At 64.2% G+C, this 17,318-nt stretch carries 13 protein-coding genes; 5 read left to right on the top strand and 8 right to left on the bottom strand.

Annotation, left to right across the window (positions count from 1 at the left end):
* Positions 1-142 precede the first annotated feature (142 nt).
* Entirely contained in the window at positions 143-1,078 is a 936-nt protein-coding gene (locus BX591_RS16600) for a DMT family transporter (RefSeq protein WP_111932480.1), read from the top strand.
* 33 nt (positions 1,079-1,111) lie between these two features.
* Here the strand turns inward: BX591_RS16600 and rsmA are convergent, their stop codons facing one another.
* The 4 genes from rsmA to BX591_RS16580 all read right to left on the bottom strand — a co-directional run bounded on the left by rsmA (position 1,112) and on the right by BX591_RS16580 (position 6,937).
* The gene (gene rsmA, locus BX591_RS16595) at positions 1,112-1,984 is read right to left on the bottom strand and encodes a 16S rRNA (adenine(1518)-N(6)/adenine(1519)-N(6))-dimethyltransferase RsmA (protein WP_111932479.1); all 873 of its coding nucleotides are present in this window, start codon (positions 1,982-1,984) and stop codon (positions 1,112-1,114) included.
* A gap of 132 nt (positions 1,985-2,116) precedes the next feature.
* Positions 2,117-3,127, bottom strand: a complete 1,011-nt coding sequence (pdxA, locus tag BX591_RS16590) for a 4-hydroxythreonine-4-phosphate dehydrogenase PdxA (protein WP_111932478.1) — start codon at positions 3,125-3,127, stop codon at positions 2,117-2,119.
* A 5-nt stretch (positions 3,128-3,132) separates the two neighbouring features.
* Positions 3,133-4,497, bottom strand: coding sequence for a peptidylprolyl isomerase (locus tag BX591_RS16585; protein WP_111932477.1), 1,365 nt, complete (start codon positions 4,495-4,497; stop codon positions 3,133-3,135).
* Between the two features lie 73 nt (positions 4,498-4,570).
* Positions 4,571-6,937 carry an LPS-assembly protein LptD gene (locus BX591_RS16580; RefSeq protein ID WP_111932505.1) on the bottom strand — a complete coding sequence of 789 codons (2,367 nt, stop codon included), beginning with the start codon at positions 6,935-6,937 and terminating at the stop codon, positions 4,571-4,573.
* Between the two features lie 220 nt (positions 6,938-7,157).
* On the opposite strand from BX591_RS16580, the gene BX591_RS16575 reads away from it, so the two are divergent.
* Complete coding sequence (locus tag BX591_RS16575; protein WP_111932476.1) at positions 7,158-8,279, top strand: aminoglycoside phosphotransferase family protein; 1,122 nt, start codon at positions 7,158-7,160, stop codon at positions 8,277-8,279.
* A 3-nt stretch (positions 8,280-8,282) separates the two neighbouring features.
* The gene (murU, locus tag BX591_RS16570) at positions 8,283-9,011 is read left to right on the top strand and encodes an N-acetylmuramate alpha-1-phosphate uridylyltransferase MurU (RefSeq protein WP_111932475.1); all 729 of its coding nucleotides are present in this window, start codon (positions 8,283-8,285) and stop codon (positions 9,009-9,011) included.
* A 100-nt stretch (positions 9,012-9,111) separates the two neighbouring features.
* Here the strand turns inward: murU and BX591_RS16565 are convergent, their stop codons facing one another.
* On the bottom strand, positions 9,112-10,995 hold the full coding sequence (locus BX591_RS16565) for an ABCB family ABC transporter ATP-binding protein/permease (RefSeq protein ID WP_111932474.1): 1,884 nt from the start codon (positions 10,993-10,995) through the stop codon (positions 9,112-9,114).
* Between the two features lie 307 nt (positions 10,996-11,302).
* Between BX591_RS16565 and BX591_RS16560 the strand changes: the two genes are divergently transcribed.
* Positions 11,303-11,698, top strand: a complete 396-nt coding sequence (locus tag BX591_RS16560; protein ID WP_105507248.1) for an acyl-CoA thioesterase — start codon at positions 11,303-11,305, stop codon at positions 11,696-11,698.
* Between the two features lie 196 nt (positions 11,699-11,894).
* Here the strand turns inward: BX591_RS16560 and BX591_RS16555 are convergent, their stop codons facing one another.
* Both BX591_RS16555 and BX591_RS16550 read right to left on the bottom strand, forming a co-directional pair.
* Complete coding sequence (locus tag BX591_RS16555; protein ID WP_111932473.1) at positions 11,895-12,227, bottom strand: DUF4148 domain-containing protein; 333 nt, start codon at positions 12,225-12,227, stop codon at positions 11,895-11,897.
* 215 nt (positions 12,228-12,442) lie between these two features.
* Positions 12,443-13,354, bottom strand: a complete 912-nt coding sequence (locus BX591_RS16550; RefSeq protein ID WP_111932472.1) for a LysR substrate-binding domain-containing protein — start codon at positions 13,352-13,354, stop codon at positions 12,443-12,445.
* Positions 13,355-13,513: 159 nt separating this feature from the next.
* On the opposite strand from BX591_RS16550, the gene BX591_RS16545 reads away from it, so the two are divergent.
* Positions 13,514-14,128: a glutathione S-transferase gene (locus BX591_RS16545; protein ID WP_111932471.1), complete on the top strand. Its 615-nt coding sequence runs from the start codon at positions 13,514-13,516 to the stop codon at positions 14,126-14,128.
* A 77-nt stretch (positions 14,129-14,205) separates the two neighbouring features.
* Here the strand turns inward: BX591_RS16545 and BX591_RS16540 are convergent, their stop codons facing one another.
* Entirely contained in the window at positions 14,206-17,316 is a 3,111-nt protein-coding gene (locus tag BX591_RS16540; protein WP_111932470.1) for a sensor domain-containing protein, read from the bottom strand.
* Positions 17,317-17,318: the final 2 nt, after the last annotated feature.

The raw sequence follows: 17,318 nt of genomic DNA, 5'->3' as shown, positions 1-17,318 counted from the left end.
GGGTTTGCTATCGTACGACCTGACTTCGGGCCCGCGCGGCTTATCCGTTCGGCTAGCCATTCGGCCGACTATCGCGATGGCCGCCGGGATCCGATACTGACCGGCCTTCTTCCCCTTTCGCACTCACCAGCCCAAACCGCCCATGAGCACTACCGCCTTGCCCGCGCGACGCGCCCCCGACAGCTTCGCGATTCTGCTCATGGTTGGTTTGTGCGCAATCTGGGGTTTCCAGCAGGTCGCCATCAAAAGCACGAATTCGGCGGTGCCGCCGGTCTTCCAGGCGGGCTTGCGCTCGCTGGTGGCGTCGTTGCTGGTGTGGGGCTGGGCCCGCTCGCGCGGCACGCCGCTGTTTCGCGACGACGGTACGCTGAGCGCCGGCCTGCTCGCCGGCGTGCTGTTCGCCGCTGAATTCGTGTGTATCTTTCTCGGCCTGACGCTGACCAGCGCGTCGCGCATGGCGGTGTTTCTGTACACCGCGCCGTGCTTCACGGCGCTCGGCCTGCACTGGTTCGTCGAAGGCGAGCGGATGCGGCGGATTCAATGGTTCGGCATTGTCGTGGCGTTCGCCGGCATGGCGCTGGCGTTCGCTGACGGCTTCCTGCACGGCAACGTCGCGTCCGGCTCGACGCTGAAAGGCATGGCCGGCGACGCGCTCGGCGTGCTGGCCGGCATTGCGTGGGCCGCGACCACGGTGGTGGTGCGCGCCACCCGTCTCGCTCAATCGAGCGCCAGCAAGACGCTGTTCTATCAACTGGCGGTGTCCGCGGTGGTGTTGCTCGCGCTGGCGGTCGGGCTCGGCCAGGCGCACGTCGAAACCGTGACGCCGCTCGCGATGATGAGCCTCGCGTATCAGGCCGTGGTCGTCGCGTTCGTCAGCTATCTGGTGTGGTTCTGGCTGTTGACGCGCTATATCGCTTCGCGCCTGTCGGTGTTTTCGTTTCTCACGCCGCTGTTCGGCGTGAGTTTCGGCGTGCTGCTGCTCGGCGAATCGTTCAGCTTGCGCTTTTTGATGGCCGCGGCGTTGGTGCTGGTGGGTATCGCGCTGGTGAATGCACCCGCGCGACGGGTGGCGAAATAGACGTGAGTGAGCTAGCTAGCGTGCTGTGACGGTTCAGGAGGCGTCGTCGCCGTCGCTCGTCGCTGCACGCTGGGACGGCTTGGCCGCCGCGACGATCTGCGCCACGCGCACGTATTCGGCGACCGACACGTCTTCGGCGCGACGTTGCAGGTCGAAGCCGAGCGCGTCGAAGTCCACCGAATCACGAAACGCGGCCAGCGTATTGCGCAGCATTTTGCGGCGCTGCGAAAACGCCGCCGTCACCACTTCGCCGAGCACGCGCTCGTCGACGGGTGCCAACTCATGCAATTCGTACGGAATCATCCGCACGATCGCCGAATCGACCTTCGGTGGCGGATTGAACGATTCGGGCGGCACGTCGAGCTGCTTGTCGATCACGTAGCGGTATTGCAGCATCACCGAGAGACGGCTGAACGCCTTGGTGCCCGGCTCGGCCACCATGCGTTCGACCACCTCGTTCTGCAGCATGAAATGCTGGTCGATCACGCAATGCGCGAACGACGCCAGATGAAACAGCAGCGGGCTCGAAATGTTGTACGGCAGATTGCCGACAATGCGCAGCGACGCCTTTTCGCCAGGCGCGGCCAGCGAACCGAAGTCGAACGCGAGCGCGTCGCCCGCATGCAGTTCGAGCAAGTCGCCGAATTTCGTCTTCAGACGGCCGATCAGATCGCGGTCCAGCTCGACGGCGTGCAACGGCGCTTCCGGCGTCGCCAGACGCTCGATCAGCGGCTCGGTGAGCGCGCCGAGGCCCGGCCCGATTTCGACCATGCGCTCGCCGCGCTGCGGCCGGATGACGTCGACGATCGAATCGATCACGCCCATGTCGACCAGAAAGTTCTGACCGAAACGCTTGCGCGCGATATGACCTTGGTGCCGGCCCTGTTGCTGTCTGCTGGTGGACATCGAAGAAACGCTAAAGAAAGAGAACTGCTTGAAGAAAAGGAACGGGCGCGAAACGCGCCAGCCTCAGGCAACACCATAGGCGCGCGGCGAGTCGTGCAACGATTGCGCGGCCAGCCGCGCAACGACGCCGAATCAGCCCGCGCGGCGGTGCTGCGCCATCAACACCGCCGTGTCGATCGCGGCGATCAGGCTGCCCGCGTCGGCGCGGCCGGTGCCGGCCAGATCGAGCGCGGTGCCGTGATCGACCGAGGTGCGGATAATCGGCAAGCCGAGCGTGATATTGATGCCCTCGCCGAATGTAGCGTATTTCAGCACCGGCAGGCCCTGATCGTGGAACATGGCGAGCACGCAGTCGGCCTGCTCCAGATAACGCGGCTGAAACAGCGTGTCGGCAGGATACGGACCGGGTGCGTCGATGCCCTGCTCGTTCGCGAGCTTCAGCGCCGGCGTGATGACCTCGATTTCCTCGCGACCCAGGTAGCCGTTTTCGCCCGCATGCGGGTTCAGCCCCGTCACGAGAATACGCGGTGCCGGCAAGCCGAAGTGATGCCGCAGATCGTGGTCGATAATGCGCAGCGTCTCGACAATACCGTCGACCGACAACGCCGCCGACACGTCCTTGAGCGGCAGGTGCGTGGTGGCCAGCGCGACGCGCAGCGGACGCTTGCCGGAGCCGGCCAGCATCATCACCACGCGCGGCGTGCGGGTACGCTCCGCCAGATATTCGGTGTGGCCGGTGAACAGCACCCCGGCGTCGTTGATGGTGCTTTTTTGCAGCGGTGCGGTGACGATCGCGTCGAAGGTGCCGGCTACCGCGCCGTCGATCGCGCTGTCGAGCAGGTCGAGCACGTAGCGGCCATTAGCCGCGTTCAGCTTGCCGGCCTGCACCGGCGCGCCGAGCGGCCGATGCTGCATTCGCACGCGTTGGCCGTCCGCCAGCAGCGCATTCCAGTCCACGCCCACGGCGCGCGCGCGTTCGGCGAGCAACGCCGCGTCGCCCAGCACGGTGAACTGCGCGCCGGGCCAGTGCGTCGCCGCGCCAGCCAGGGCCTGCGCGGTCAGTTCAGGGCCGACGCCGGCCGGCTCGCCGGTCGTGATCGCGATCTGTAGCGGCAAGGCGGCGGACTGAGCGGCGTTCGTCATGACGATTACTGCACGCTCGAAAGCGTGGGCTTCACTTCCACATACGCGGTGTCGCGCAGCTCACGCAGCCAGTCCGCGTAAGCCTGTTCCGCCTTGCGTTGACCAATGGCCTGGCGCGCCAGATCCATCTGCTGCGAGACCGAACCTTCGGCGTCGCGGCGGCCCAGCACCTGGATCAGGTGATAGCCGTACTCGCTGCGCACCGGGTCGCTGATCTGACCGTCCTGCAGGTTGTTCATTGCGCGCTCGAATTCCGGGACCGTCTCGCCCGGGCTGATCCAGCCGAGGTCACCGCCTTGCGACGACGAACCGTCTTGTGAGTAGGTGCGCGCGAACTTCGCAAAGTCGCCGCCCTCGGCGATCTGATTCTTGATCTCGAGCAGCTTCTGACGCGCTTGCGGCTCCGACATACCGTCGCCGACGCGCAGCAGAATGTGGCGCACGTGCGTCTGCACCAGCTTCGGCGCATCCGAGCTCGAACCCTGACCGGCGCGGCGATCGACCAGACGCACGACTTCGAAACCGTCGTTGGTGCGGATCACGTCCGGATTGATTTCGCCTGGGCGCAGCGTGGAAGCGGCCTTGACGAACTCAGGCGGCAACTTCGAAGGCTGCTGGTAGCCGGTATCGCCGCCCTTGGAGGCGTCCGGCGCTTGCGAATTGGCCTTCGCGAGCTTTTCGAAGTTCGCACCGCCCTTGGCTTCGGCGAGCAACGCCTGGGCTTTTTTCTGCGCCGCTTCGATGTCGGTCTCCGACGCGTTCAGCGGCGCCTTCAGGAAAATGTGCTGCATGTGCAGGTCGCTCTGCAGGCCGGCGTTCGGGCCACGCTGACTGGCGATGTAGTTCGCGACTTCGGCGTCCGACACCACGACCTTGCTATCCACTTCTTTCTCGCGCAGACGCGAGAGCGTCAGTTCGGTGCGCGCGTCGTTCGTGAACGTGGTCCAGGGCACACCTTGCGCCTCGATCCGCGCGCGGTACATTTCGAGCGACATGTTGTTCGACTGTGCGAGGCGCTCGAGCGTTTTTTGCACGGCGGCGTCGTCGATGTTGATGCCGTCTTCCTTCGCCTTCTGCAACTGGATGCGCTCCAGCACCATCTGGTTGAGCACCTGCTGACGCAACTGGTCCAGCGGCGGGACCGGCGCGTTCTGCTGGTTCAGCCGGCGCGTGATCAGGCCCATGCGGTCGTCCAGTTCGCGCCGCGTGATGACACCGTTGTTGACCACCGCGGCAATGGTATCGACCGTCTGGCCGCTACCGCTGCTGGCCAGCGCCTGCGCCTGGACCGGCGCAACCGACAGGAAAGACGCCGCGGCGGCGAGACCGGCCGCAAGCGTTGCCAAGCGAAGCTTTTTCATGATTGCCACAGATACTCCAATGATGTCGGGCGCGCCTGGCCCGTCTTTTCGCATTCAATAAAACGATCGCGACCGACCCGCGTCATTCGTAATTGGTGAAACGCGCTTCCGGCGGCGGCGGCGGCGGCAGCGGCGTGTAGCCCTGCACGCCGCTGCGGAACGCGGCCATCAGCCCGTTGTCGACGCTCGACAAGCCCTTGAACGTCAACTGCGCAAGGAACCGCGTGCTCGTCTGATTCTGGTTCGAGGTGTTCACACCATTCGCGTAACGCTGGATCCCGGCGCCGAGCGTCCAGCAGTCGGCATCGTATTGCAGGCCCACCAGGCCGTCGACGATCCGTTTTCCGCCCAGGTCGTAGTTGAACCTTGCCACCCCGTACACGTGGTGCGAGAGCGGCCATTGCCCCGAAACCAGCACCTGATTGATCGGCGTGTTTTCCAGCGTGGTGTTCGCGCGGGTGTAACGGTACGCCACGTTGATCACCTTGCCGCTGGCCGGACTGAACCCGAAGCCGACGCTCGTCTTCACCAGCTGGTTGTTGTCGGCATTATATTGGAACGCCGTTTCCGAAGCGAAACCGGCGCCGAGCTTGAGCGACGCACCCACGATCAGGTCCGAATGCGTGGCTTGCGTGCTGGTCTGCGTGTTATCCAGCGTGACGCGCTGATCCTGGAAGTAATACTGCTGCGCGATCACGAAGCGCGCGCGTTCGTCGCCGGTGGCCGGGTTGATGAAGCGCGTGGTGATGGCTGCGGTCAGACGGTTCGCGTCGGCGATCCGGTCGTTACCGACGAAGGTGTTCGGCGAGAAAATTTCCGCCAGCCCGAAGTCGGATTCGGCGGTATCGAACAGCGGCGCGAACTGCTGATTGCGGTACGGCGTGTACACGTAGTACAGCCGCGGCTCCAGCGTCTGGATGTAATCCTCGCCGAAGATCCGCACCGAACGGTCGAAAATCAGGCCCGTGTCGAACGTGAAGGTCGGGATCGATTCGGTGAAATTCTTCGGCGTGCCGGCCGGCGCGGTGCTGCTGATGTTGTTCAGGTCGTACGACGCGAGGTGCAGTTGCACCTTCGGCGTGACGAAGTAGCCCGGCCCGACCACCGAATACGACAGGTACGGGTTGAACATCACCCGCTGACCCTGCGTCGTGTCCGCGGTGGTGATGCGGAAATTCGAGTAATCGGCTTCCGCGCCGTAATCGAATCCACCGATGTTGTACTTCGCGTACTTCACGTTCAACTGCGGCTCGCGGCCATACGGCGCGATCGACGGCGTCAGCGTCTGCCAGTGCTGTTCGCGCGCGAGCACCGACCACGGACCGTTGTTGTACGTCAGCCCGGCTTCCTGTTGAAACAGGAGCTGGGTGCCGTTCATGAACTGACTGACCGACGACGACAGGTCTTCCGGATACGTGTTGTCCGAAACCTTGTTGTAGTAGATGTAGCCGCCGAACCCGTTGCCGAAGTTCTGGTTGTGCTGGATGTACAGCGCGTAGCGGTTGGTCTTGGTCAGCCGGTCGTCCGGCAGGAATTCGCCGGTGATCGAGCCGGAATACGTGGGCGACAGGTAACGGAACGACGACTGCAACTGCACGCCGCGCTTGGAGATCAGGCGCGGCGTGATGGTCAGATCGCGGTTCGGTGCGATGTTGAAGTAATACGGCACCGCCAGCTCGAAGCCATTCGACGAACTCAGCGAGAACGTGGGCGGCAGAACCCCGCTGCGCCGCTCGCCCGAGAGCGGGAACGACAGCCACGGCGAGGCAAACACCGGCACGCCCTGGAAGAACAGCACGCCGTTATGCGCGACGCCTTCGTCCGCGCCGGTGTCGAAATCGAACTCGCTGCCCTTGATGTACCAGGCCGGATCGTCCGCGCACTGGCAGGCGGTGTAGGTGCCCTTCGTGAAGACCGAGCGCTCGCTGTCGAGCAGATCGACCCGTTGCGCGCTGCCCGAGCCGCCCGTCACATTGAAGTGGTACTTCGGCGCGGTCATGAAACCTTCGCTCGAATCCAGCCGCATGTGCGCTTCGGGTCCGACGAAGTTATTGCCGTTGTTGTTGACGTGGACCTGGCCGTACGCGTCGGCCATGTCCGTGTCCTGATCGTAATGCAGGGCGTCGGCCTTGATCACCATCGTGTTGTGGCGAATCTCGGCCGATCCCTTGGCCGCCATGTCCTGGTCGGAGGTGCCGGTGGTCGTGTCACCGAGCACGAAGGTGGCCGACTTCTGCCCCTGCAGCAGCGGATGTTCTTCGAGTTGCGGGGCGAGTTGCATGCCCCATGGCGCGTCGATCGGTTGCGGCTGCGCGGCTTCCCCCACCAGCTGGGCGTGCGCAAGCGCGGGCATCAGGCCCGGAACGGCGATCAACGCCGCGACGAGCCGCCTTTTGCGCGGCACTACGGCACAAGAGGGAGTCGTTAGGGAAAGCTGTCTAGGCGGCATGTATCGTTTGGCGAATCGGCCCATCCGCCAGCTTTTACAGTCACGATCCACCGCCTGCACACGCCGACCGTGACAGTCGGCTGCACATCAAATGACAATCTTTCGAACGGTGAGGCGGGCGGTGAAGCGGAACGCGCGAAAGCTGGCGTGAGTCGCGTCAAAAAAGTCGTGGGGTATTATATGGCAAGACGTTGCCCCTCAGAATTTGCCGCCGGTTTTCATGACGCTGCCCTCCTCCCAAGACACCCAAGATCCCCGTCTCGACCTGCTCAAAGCCTGGCTGAACCGCCATGCGGCGGGCTATTCGCTCGAGCTCGACACGCTCGCGCCGGCTTCGTCCGACGCCAGTTTTCGCCGCTATTTCCGGCTCGCCGGTAAGGCGCCGGAAGACGACGGCACCGGCACGCTGATCGCCGTCGACGCACCGCCCCCTGAAAAGTGCCGCGAATTTGTGCAGGTCGCCCAGCTGCTCGAGGCCGCCAACGTGAACGTGCCGCGCGTGCTGGCAGTCGACTTCGACGCCGGCTTCATGCTCGTCACCGATCTGGGCACCGATTCGTACCTCGGCGCGCTGACCGACGCGCAGCAGGCGCACGACGCGCGCCGTCCGCGCACGCTGCTGCGCGACGCGCTCGACGCCCTGATCCGCTGGCAGCTCACCTCGCGCGAAGACGTGCTGCCGCCGTTCGACGAATCCTTCCTGCGCCGCGAGATGGAATTGATGCCGGAGTGGTTCATCGGCCGTCATCTGGGCCGCGAGGTCGACGAAAAGACGCGCGGTCTGCTCGACCGCACCTTTGCGCTGCTGATCGCGAGCGCGCGCGCGCAGCCGCAGGTGTTCATGCTGCGCGATTTCATGCCGCGCAATCTGATGGTCACCACGACCGCGAACGGGTCGAACGGGTCGAGCGCGGCGAACGGTGCGGCGACTCCTGCTGCGAACCCCGGCGTGCTCGACTTCCAGGACGCCGTGTACGGTCCGATCACCTACGACGTCGCGTCGCTGCTGCGCGACGCGTTCCTTGGCTGGGACGAAGAGTTCGAGCTGGATTGCTTCGTGTACTACTGGGAGCGCGCCAAAAAAGCCGGCCTGCCGGTCGATCCCGACTTCGGCGAATTTTACCGCCAGCTCGAATGGATGGGCCTGCAACGCCATATCAAGGTGCTCGGGCTGTTCTGCCGGATCAACTACCGTGATAACAAAGCGCATTACATGAAAGATCTGCCGCGTTTCATGGGTTATGCGCGCAAGGTCGCGGAACGTTACGCGCCGCTGCGTCCGTTCGCCAGGCTGCTCGACGAGCTCGAAGGCCGCGCGGATGAAGTCGGCTACACCTTCTGAGCAATGACGACCTCCGTGAAGAAAGCGATGATTTTCGCCGCGGGCCGCGGTGAGCGCATGCGTCCGTTGACCGATACCTGTCCGAAACCGTTGCTCGAAGTGGGCGGCAAACCGCTGATCGTGTGGCAGATCGAACGGCTTGCGCAAGCCGGCTTTCGCACCATCGTGATCAACCACGCGTGGCTCGGCGAGCAGTTCGAAACCGCGTTGGGCAAAGGCTCGCGCTGGCAGGTCGAATTGCGCTACTCGCCCGAGCATGAAGCGCTGGAAACGGCCGGCGCGATCGCGCACGCGTTACCGTTGCTGGAAGACGGCGGCAAAGAGGCGGACAGCGGCGAAGTGTTCGTGGGCGTTGCCGGCGACGTATACGCCGATTTCGACTACGCCGCGCTGACTGCCCACGCCGACAGACTCCGCAGCTTGCCCGAGCCGGGCATGCATCTGGTCATGGTGCCGAATCCGGTGTTTCATGCGGACGGCGATTTCGGCCTGGTGGACGGCGTGCTGTCGCTCGACGCGCAACCGCGCCTGACGTTCGGCAGCATCGGTCTCTATGACACGCGGATGTTCCGCGATCTGCCGCGCGGCACGCGGCGCGCGCTGACGCCGTACTACCGCGACACGATTTCGCGCGGGCTCGCGAGCGGCGAGTTGTACGAAGGCTTGTGGGAGAACGTCGGCACGGCGGCTCAGCTCGGCGAGCTGGATCTGCGGTTGAAAAACGGGCGCTAGAGGCCCCTGAAGCGCAGCTTGACTATCGGCTGCCCGCAGCGCCGCGTCGGTTTCGATCGCCCGCAACGCCGTTCAACTCTCCGCCATCCCTCAGCGCCGCTTAACTCTCGCCCGCCCCCACCGCGTCGACCGCTTCCGGCGCTTGCGCCACGCGCTGCTGTTGCAACGCCCACATCTGCGCGAACAGACCGTTCGCCTGCAGCAATTCCGCGTGCGTGCCGCGTTCCACGATCCGCCCTTTGTCCATCACGATGATCTGCTGCGCGTGCACCACCGTCGACAGCCGGTGCGCGATGATCAGCGTGGTGCGCTCGCGGGCAATCTGATCGAGCTCGTGCTGGATCGCGCGTTCGGAGCGCGAATCAAGCGCGGAGGTCGCTTCGTCGAACAGCAGGATCGGTGGATTCTTCAGAATGGTCCGCGCAATCGCCACGCGTTGCTTTTCGCCGCCGGAAAGCTTCAGGCCGCGCTCGCCGACCGGCGTTTCATAGCCCTTCGGCAGTCCTTCGATGAAGTCGTGAATATGTGCCGCGCGCGCCGCCGCGATCACTTCTTCGCGCGTCGCCGAAGGTCGGCCATAAGCGATGTTGTAGTAGATCGAATCGTTGAACAGCACGGTATCCTGCGGCACGATCCCGATCGACGCTCGCAGCGAATCCTGCGTGACGTCGCGGATATCCTGACCGTCGATGGTGATCGCGCCGCCGGTCGCGCGGTCCAGATCGTAGAAGCGGAACATCAGGCGCGCGAGGGTCGATTTACCCGAGCCGCTATGTCCCACCACCGCGGTCGTGGTGCCCGCCGGAATCGTGAAGCTCACGTCGTGCAGAATCTGCCGCGCCGGCTCATACGCAAAGTTCACGCGCTCGAAGCGCACCTGCGCGCCGCGCACCTGCAACGCCGGCGCACCGTCGAGGTCGGGCACTTCCTGAGCGGCGCCGAGCAGCGTGAACATGCGGTCCATGTCGGTGAGGCTCTGCTTCAATTCCCGATACACCACGCCGAGAAAATTCAGTGGAATATAAAGCTGCAACATGAACGTGTTGATCAGCACCAGGTCGCCGAGCGTGAGCCGCCCAGCCATCACGCCTTGCGTGGCGCGCCACAGAATGAACACGAGTCCCGTGCCGATGATCGCCTGCTGACCGAAATTCAGCGCCGACAGCGAGCGCTGCGATTTGATCGCGGCCGTGCGATAGCGCTTGAGGTTTTCGTCGTAACGGCTCGCTTCCCACTCTTCGTTGCCGAAGTACTTCACGGTCTCGTAGTTGAGCAGCGAGTCGATCGCGCGCGAGTTCGCCTTCGAATCGAGGTCGTTCATCGTGCGGCGAAAATGCGTGCGCCACTCGGTGACCTTCACCGTGAAAACGATGTACGTGGCCAGCGCGATAAACGTGACGACCGCGTAATACCACTCGTATTTAACGACGAAAAAGCCAAGCACGAGGCCAACCTCGACCAGCGTCGGCAGAATGCTGTACAGCGAGTACGAGATCAGTTGCGTGATGCCGCGCGTGCCGCGCTCGATATCGCGCGACATGCCGCCGGTCTGCCGTTCGAGATGGAAGCGCAACGACAGCGCGTGCAGATGGCGGAACACTTTCAACGCGAGTTGGCGCACCGCGCTCTCGGTCACCTTGGCGAACAGAATCTCGCGCAGCTCGGTAAATAGCGACGTGGACAGCCGCACCACCGCATACGCGACCACCAGCAAACCGACGCCGCCGAGCAGCACGATAGCCGGCGAATCGTGTGCGCGGCCGAGCGCGGTGAGATGCTGCACCGACGCGAGGCTGTCGACGATCCGCTTCATCACGATCGGCACGCCGAGGTTGGCGACTTTCGCGCCGATCAGGCAGCTCAGCGCGAAGGCGACGCGCCATTTGTAGGTGGCGAGATAGGGCAGCAGCGACAGAATCGTCTGCCAGTCGTTGCGCGGCTGGGTGGAGATCGGCGAGGGTTCGGACGAGGGCGTGCGGCGCATGGAGGTCGGCTTGGGGAGAGGATGGAACGGCCGGAGTTCGCAGCGGCGCGCCGACCGCAGCAGGCCAAGGGCTCGGCACACTGCTTTTTGTCGCGCGACCCGGCTGGGCGCTTTCCCGTACAATTCCTGATCTTTGTATTGTCGCAGAAGCCGGCTGGCGCCGCTTTCCATGGGCAGTCGGGCCGCCGGTCATCCGCTGGCCGCGCAGCCGGGCCGCCCCTCCACGAGGCGCTGGCACGATAGTCCGTGAACGCCGTCGCCCGCCGGTCGAGTCGACCTGGCCCATCCGTTTCTCAAGAGTGTCCAAATGACCGATCTCCTTCAACTCCCGCAAAAGTCCTGCGCGCTGCGCGTCGTACCGCAACCGTCGGACGCGAACGTCCACGGCGACGTGTTCGGCGGCTGGATCATGGCGCAAGTGGACATTGCCGGCTCGATTCCGGCGAGCCGCCGCGCCAACGGCAGAGTGGCGACCATCGCGGTCAATTCGTTCGTGTTCAAGCAGCCGGTTTTCGTCGGCGATCTGTTGAGCTTTTACGCGGATATCGTCAAGACGGGCAACACGTCGGTGACGGTGTCGGTCGAGGTTTACGCACAACGTATGAGCCTGACCGAAGAAGTCGTGAAAGTGACCGAGGCGCTTTTGACCTACGTCGCGACCGATAGCGACCGCCGTCCGCGCGCGTTGCCGGTGGTGGAATAAACGGGCTTGGTTGAAACACGCCGCTGCGCACGCCGCTAAACAGCGGACCTGAACGACAACGAGGCGCCTGGGCGCCTCGTTTGCATTCCGCTTTACGTGCCAGCAATTAGTAGCGCGGCGGCCGTGGCCAGATTCGGCAATTCGTCACCCGGACCCAGCAGCACCGCGCTGTAAACCTGCCGCGCCGTGAGTCCGCTTACTGACTCGCCGCCGCTGCGGCAGCCGCTTTTTTCTGCGCGTTCTGAAGGTCGGTCGGATAGTTCGGATCGTTGCGCGACGGGTTGTAGCCGTTGGCTTCCAGATTCTTCAACTCCGCGTTTTTCTTGGCGCGCGCCTGCTTGCGCGCGGCCTTGCGCTGGGCCTTCGTGGTGGTCGCTTTCGACGCGGCCACGGGCTTGGCCGCATCCGAATCGTCGCCCGCCGCGCCACCGCCGCCGCCGCTTTGCGCAAACGCTGGTGCGGCGCACGCCACACTCAGTACCACCGATGCCAGCAACACACTCAGCTTCTTTGCAGGTGAAGACGTCATTGTTCTCTCTCCAGTCGAGTTGGCAATCCGTACGACGGCGCAGCGCCCATGACCTGGTACGAGCAGCGACAACGAGTGGGCGCCACGCCACGTGAATCGATGCTTCGGGGTTCCCAGCGCAGCTTGAGCCGGGAACCCCGAATATAGCCGACCGAAACCCGTCCGCAAAACGGTTTCCGCGCACCAGCACGGGGCCATCGCAGGCGAACCGGCGTTCAGGCGGAAGCGTTGCCGTGCAGATAAACGTCGACCTGTCCTTCGATCCACTGGGCGAAGTGGGCTTGCCGGACATTGAGCATTTCGCGCTGCTGCCACACGAGCCAGTACGGATAACGATAGGGCACGCGGATACCAGTGATCTGCACGAGCTCGCCGCGTGCCAGCGCATGCCCGACCAGGCTGCGCCGTTCGAGCGCGACGCCCTGCCCCATCAACACGGCGCCGATCACGATGTTCGAATCGTTCGCCGACAACACCACGGCTTCGTCCTCGGGCTCCGCGACCTGGGCCGCGCGGCACCAATCGGTCCATGGCGTATCGGGACTGGAAATCAGCGGACAGCTCATCACGTCTTCGGCCGTGAGCGGAAAGCGCCCGTTCGGCGCGAGCGCGAAATGCGGCGCCGCGATCGCGACGATTTCGTCGTCGAACAGCTTTTGCTGCGCGACGTCGGGCCAATGCCCCTGGCCCATCCGGATGCCGACATCGCACGCGCCCTGGCGCAAATCCTCGACTTGGAGACTCGTCAGCAAACGGACCCGGTAGTACGGATGCGCCTCGCGGAAACTCGCGAGACGCGGCACGAGCCAATGCTGCGCGAACGACGGCAACGTCGCGATCACGAGCTCACTTTCCTGGGGCCGCGCCTGCGCGCGGCGCGTGGCGTGCGTGATGTCGCGCAGCGCGGTGCGGATTTCGAGCGCGTAGAGACGCCCTATTTCGGTCAGCCGCAGCCCACGCGCCTCGCGAATGAACAAGGCGAGACCCATGCTGTCTTCCAGCACCTTGATCTGCTGGCTCACCGCCGAGTGCGTGACATGCAATTCGCGCGCGGCCTGGGTGACGCCGCCCAAGCGGGCAACCGCCTCGAAGCAGCGCAGCGCGGTTAATGGCGGGATCGGTTTCATGTAAGAAATTCTGACGTAAACCGTCGATTAATGTCGCTTTTTTTAGCGAACAGAGATGCTTAATCTAACGGCTGGATACGCCACGATCTGCGCCGGCGTTGAAACTGGCCCGACGCTGGCGCCTTAGGCGCCCATGAAAGAACTTCTAACGGAAATGAGATGAAACTGATCGGAATGCTCGACTCGCCTTACGTGCGCCGGGTCGCCATCTGCCTCAAATTGCTGAAGCTAGAGTTCGAACACGAATCGATTTCGGTGTTCAGCACCTACGACCAGTTCGCGAAGATCAACCCGGTCGTCAAAGCGCCGACGCTGATCGCCGATAACGGCCTGGTGGTCATGGACTCGACCGCGATTCTTCAGTACGCGGCAACGCTCGCCGGGCCGCAGCAGCGGCTGTTTCCGTCGCGGCCGGACGACGCGTTGCGCGCCGCCCACCTGACCGGTCTTGCGCTGGCCGCCAGCGAAAAGACCGTGCAGATCGTCTATGAACGCAATTTGCGACCGGCGGAAAAACAGCATGAGCCGTGGGTCGCGCGCGTGCGCTCGCAATTGCTCGCCGCCTACGCCGCGCTCGAACAGGCTCTCGCCATCACGCCGCCGCCCACTGAAACCGATCGCTTCGACGCGGCGGATATCAGCGTGGCGGTCGCGTGGCGTTTCACGCAGATGATGCTGCCGGAGATCGTCAGCGAAGCTGCGTATCCGCATCTAAAAGCGTTTTCCGCGTTGGCGGAGGCCTTGCCGGTGTTCGTGAGCACGCCGCCGGTGTGACATCGAGCGAGCCGGCTGGCTAAATGCTCAGCCGGCTCAAGCACGCTGAGCACGCCGCCCGCCGCCCGCCGCCCGCCTCAGACCGTCGCCAGCTCCCGCTGCGCCCCGCCCTGCAGCAATTTGGCAATCGCTTCCGTGCCCATCGGCTTCGCAAAATAGAACCCCTGCATTTCATCGCACGCGCGTTCGCGCAGGAAGTCGAGTTGCGCCGACGTCTCCACACCCTCGGCGATCACCTGCAACTTCAGCGAATGGGCGAGCGCGATGATCGCCGAGGTGATCGTCTCGTCGTCGCCCGACACACCGATGTCGGAGACGAACGAGCGGTCGATCTTCAGCCGATCCACCGGAAAACGCTTCAGATAGCTGAGGCTCGAATAGCCGGTGCCGAAGTCGTCGATGGCAAGCCCGATGCCCAGTGCGTGCAGTTCGTTGAGCATCGACACCGCTTCTTCGGCGTTGCGCATGATCGTGCTTTCGGTCAGTTCGAGTTCGAGGTACTGCGGTTCGAGACCGGTTTCGGCCAGCACCTGCATCACGAGCTTCGCGATATCGCGCTGCTGGAAAACCCGCGCCGATAGATTCACCGAGACCCGCGTCGGCGGCAAACCTTCATCCTGCCAGGCCTTGTTCTGGCGGCACGCTTCGCGCAGTACCCACTCGGACAGCGGCCCGATTAGCCCACTCTCCTCCGCGAGCGGAATGAACGACGACGGCGGCACCAGCCCCACCTCTGGATCCAGCCAACGCACCAGCGCCTCGGTGCCGACGATCTGCCCGCTGCTGATGTCCACCTGCGGCTGGTAGTGCAGCAGGAATTCTTTATCGCGCAGCGCGCGCCGCAGACGCCGCTCCAGATTCAGACGCGCACCGGCGCTCGCGTTCATCTCCGGCTGGTAGAACTGGAACGTGTTGCGGCCCATGTCCTTCGCGCGATACATCGCGAGGTCGGCCTTTTTCATGAGCGTTTCGGCGTCTTCCCCGTCTTGCGGGAACAGGCTCGCGCCCATGCTGCAGCCTACGTACAACTCGGTGCCGTCGAGCCACACCGGCTCGGAAATCGACGCGCGCACACGCTCCATCCACGCAATCAGCGACTGTTCGTCGACGGTGTCGGTCATCACGATCACGAACTCGTCGCCGCCGTGGCGCGCCACCGTGTCGCTGGTCCGCGTGCAGCGCGCAAGCCGCTCGGCGACCACGCTCAGGAGCCGGTCGCCGACGCTGTGGCCGAGACTGTCGTTGACGTTCTTGAAGCCGTCCAGATCGATGAACACGACCGCCACGCCCTTGTGCTGCCGCTGCGCGACGATCAGCGCATGCTGCAAACGGTCGCGCAGCAGATTGCGGTTCGGCAGGCGCGTCAGGCTGTCGTAGTTGGCCTGGTATTCGAGTTGTTCCTGATAGCGCATCAGATCGGTCACGTCGTTGATCACGCCGATGTGATGCGTGATCACGCCGTCCGTATTCGGCACCGGCGCAATAAACAGCTGATTCCAGAACAGCGCGCCATCCTTGCGATAGTTGCGCACCACCGCGCTGACTTCGCGGTTCGCCCCGAGCGCCTGACGGATCAGCGCGACGCCTTCCTGGTCGCGGTCGTCGCGCTGCAGCACGCGGCAGTCGTGGCCGATCACTTCGGCGGGATCGTAGCCGGTGATCCGCATGAACGCCGGGTTCACGTATTCGATCAGATTGCCCGTCGGCGACGGCGCGGTGATCAGAATCGCGTTGACGCTCGCGTCGAGCGCGCGGCTTTGCAGACGCAGCGCGAGATCGGCGCGCTTGCGTTCGGTGATGTCGGTGTACGAACCGAGCACACCGATCACGCGGCCGTCGCCGTCGGTAAACGGCAGCTTGCTCGTGACCGTGGTGCGATGCACGCCGTCGATCACCAGATCGACTTCGAAACTCATCTTCGGCACGCCGGTGCTCACCACTTCCTTGTCGTGATCGCCGAGCAGTTCGGCGAATGCGCGCCACGGCATGTCCGAGTCGCTTTTACCGACCACCTGCTCCGGATAGGCAAGCCCCGCGTCGCGTGCGAACGCCATGTTGCAGCCGAGATAGCGTGACTCCAGATCCTTCCAGAAAATCCGCTGCGGAATGTTGTCGATCACCGCTTCGAGCATCTGGTTCGAACGCTGCGCCTCGGCTTCGGCGTTGATCTGGTCGGTGACGTCGTCGGCCAGCACGAAAAACGCGGCGCGGCCCATGAAGTTCAGCGCGTGATAAGAGATGTCGGCGCTGATCGTCGAACCGTCCTTGCGCCGGTGATGCCAGATGCCGGCCATGGTGCGGCCGCGCGGCGCCATATCGCTGCGCTGCAGATGCGATTCGAGCCGCGCGATTTCCGCGTTCGGCCGGATCGCGCGAATCGTCATGCCGAGAAATTCGCTTTCCGAGTAGCCGTATTGCTGGATCGCGGCCGCATTGACGGCGAGAAACCGCATGGTTTCGCGATCGAAGATGTACATCGGCACCGGATGATCGTCGAACAGGCCGCGAAAGCGCTCGTCGTTGCGGCCCAGCGCGCGCACGGTGCGCAGTTTTTCGCGGGCGCTGCTTTCGCGGGCGCCGAAGGTGAAGATCAGCAGCGCGCTGCCGGCCAGCATGGTGACGATCAGCAGGAACATGGCACGCTGGGTTTCGCTGGCCGACGCCGAGAGCGACGCCTGCAGGGCGTGGCTTTCCTCGCTGCGCAACGCCGCGAGACCGGCCTCCACGCGATCGAGCCCCAGCCCGAGATGCGTATAGGTCGACGCCGCCCACGCACGCGACGCGTTCGGCTCGGCGCTGGCGCTCTTCAACAGCGCATCGTCGATATCGTGTTGCAGCGCGTGGCTGTCGGCGCTCAGTCGCGCCAGCTTGTCGAGCATGGCCGGTTCGCCGGCCAGTTCGCTGCGCAGCTCGTGCTCAAGGGCGGCGAGCGTCGCCCGCGTCGTGCTGGCCGCGCTGACCGGCGCCGATTCCCCCGTCGCCTCGAAGCGGCCAAGCGTGGCAAGACCGCCGTCGAGCGCCGCCTGGTAGGCGTCGAGGTTCTCGCGCACGCTGGTCGAACGCAGCATGCGCGCGTCGGCATCGCGCTGACCGCAAATCTGCGAATAAGCGACGAACGCGTTCGCGCCGACCGCGGCAGCAACGACTGCCAGATTGATCAGCAGCCGCTTCGATAAAAAAGAATTCATGG

Source organism: Paraburkholderia bryophila (genome assembly GCF_003269035.1).
Lineage (GTDB): Bacteria > Pseudomonadota > Gammaproteobacteria > Burkholderiales > Burkholderiaceae > Paraburkholderia > Paraburkholderia bryophila.
This window is presented reverse-complemented; position numbering and strand designations above follow the sequence as displayed.

Coding starts and splice junctions, on each gene's coding strand:
- BX591_RS16540 (WP_111932470.1), bottom strand. CDS start 17,316: ATGAATTCTTTTTTATCGAAGCGGCTGCTGATCAATCTGGCAGTCGTT.
- rsmA (WP_111932479.1), bottom strand. CDS start 1,984: ATGTCCACCAGCAGACAGCAACAGGGCCGGCACCAAGGTCATATCGCG.
- BX591_RS16575 (WP_111932476.1), top strand. CDS start 7,158: ATGACGCTGCCCTCCTCCCAAGACACCCAAGATCCCCGTCTCGACCTG.
- BX591_RS16555 (WP_111932473.1), bottom strand. CDS start 12,227: ATGACGTCTTCACCTGCAAAGAAGCTGAGTGTGTTGCTGGCATCGGTG.
- BX591_RS16580 (WP_111932505.1), bottom strand. CDS start 6,937: ATGCCGCCTAGACAGCTTTCCCTAACGACTCCCTCTTGTGCCGTAGTG.
- pdxA (WP_111932478.1), bottom strand. CDS start 3,127: ATGACGAACGCCGCTCAGTCCGCCGCCTTGCCGCTACAGATCGCGATC.
- BX591_RS16600 (WP_111932480.1), top strand. CDS start 143: ATGAGCACTACCGCCTTGCCCGCGCGACGCGCCCCCGACAGCTTCGCG.
- BX591_RS16565 (WP_111932474.1), bottom strand. CDS start 10,995: ATGCGCCGCACGCCCTCGTCCGAACCCTCGCCGATCTCCACCCAGCCG.
- BX591_RS16545 (WP_111932471.1), top strand. CDS start 13,514: ATGAAACTGATCGGAATGCTCGACTCGCCTTACGTGCGCCGGGTCGCC.
- BX591_RS16550 (WP_111932472.1), bottom strand. CDS start 13,354: ATGAAACCGATCCCGCCATTAACCGCGCTGCGCTGCTTCGAGGCGGTT.
- BX591_RS16560 (WP_105507248.1), top strand. CDS start 11,303: ATGACCGATCTCCTTCAACTCCCGCAAAAGTCCTGCGCGCTGCGCGTC.
- murU (WP_111932475.1), top strand. CDS start 8,283: ATGACGACCTCCGTGAAGAAAGCGATGATTTTCGCCGCGGGCCGCGGT.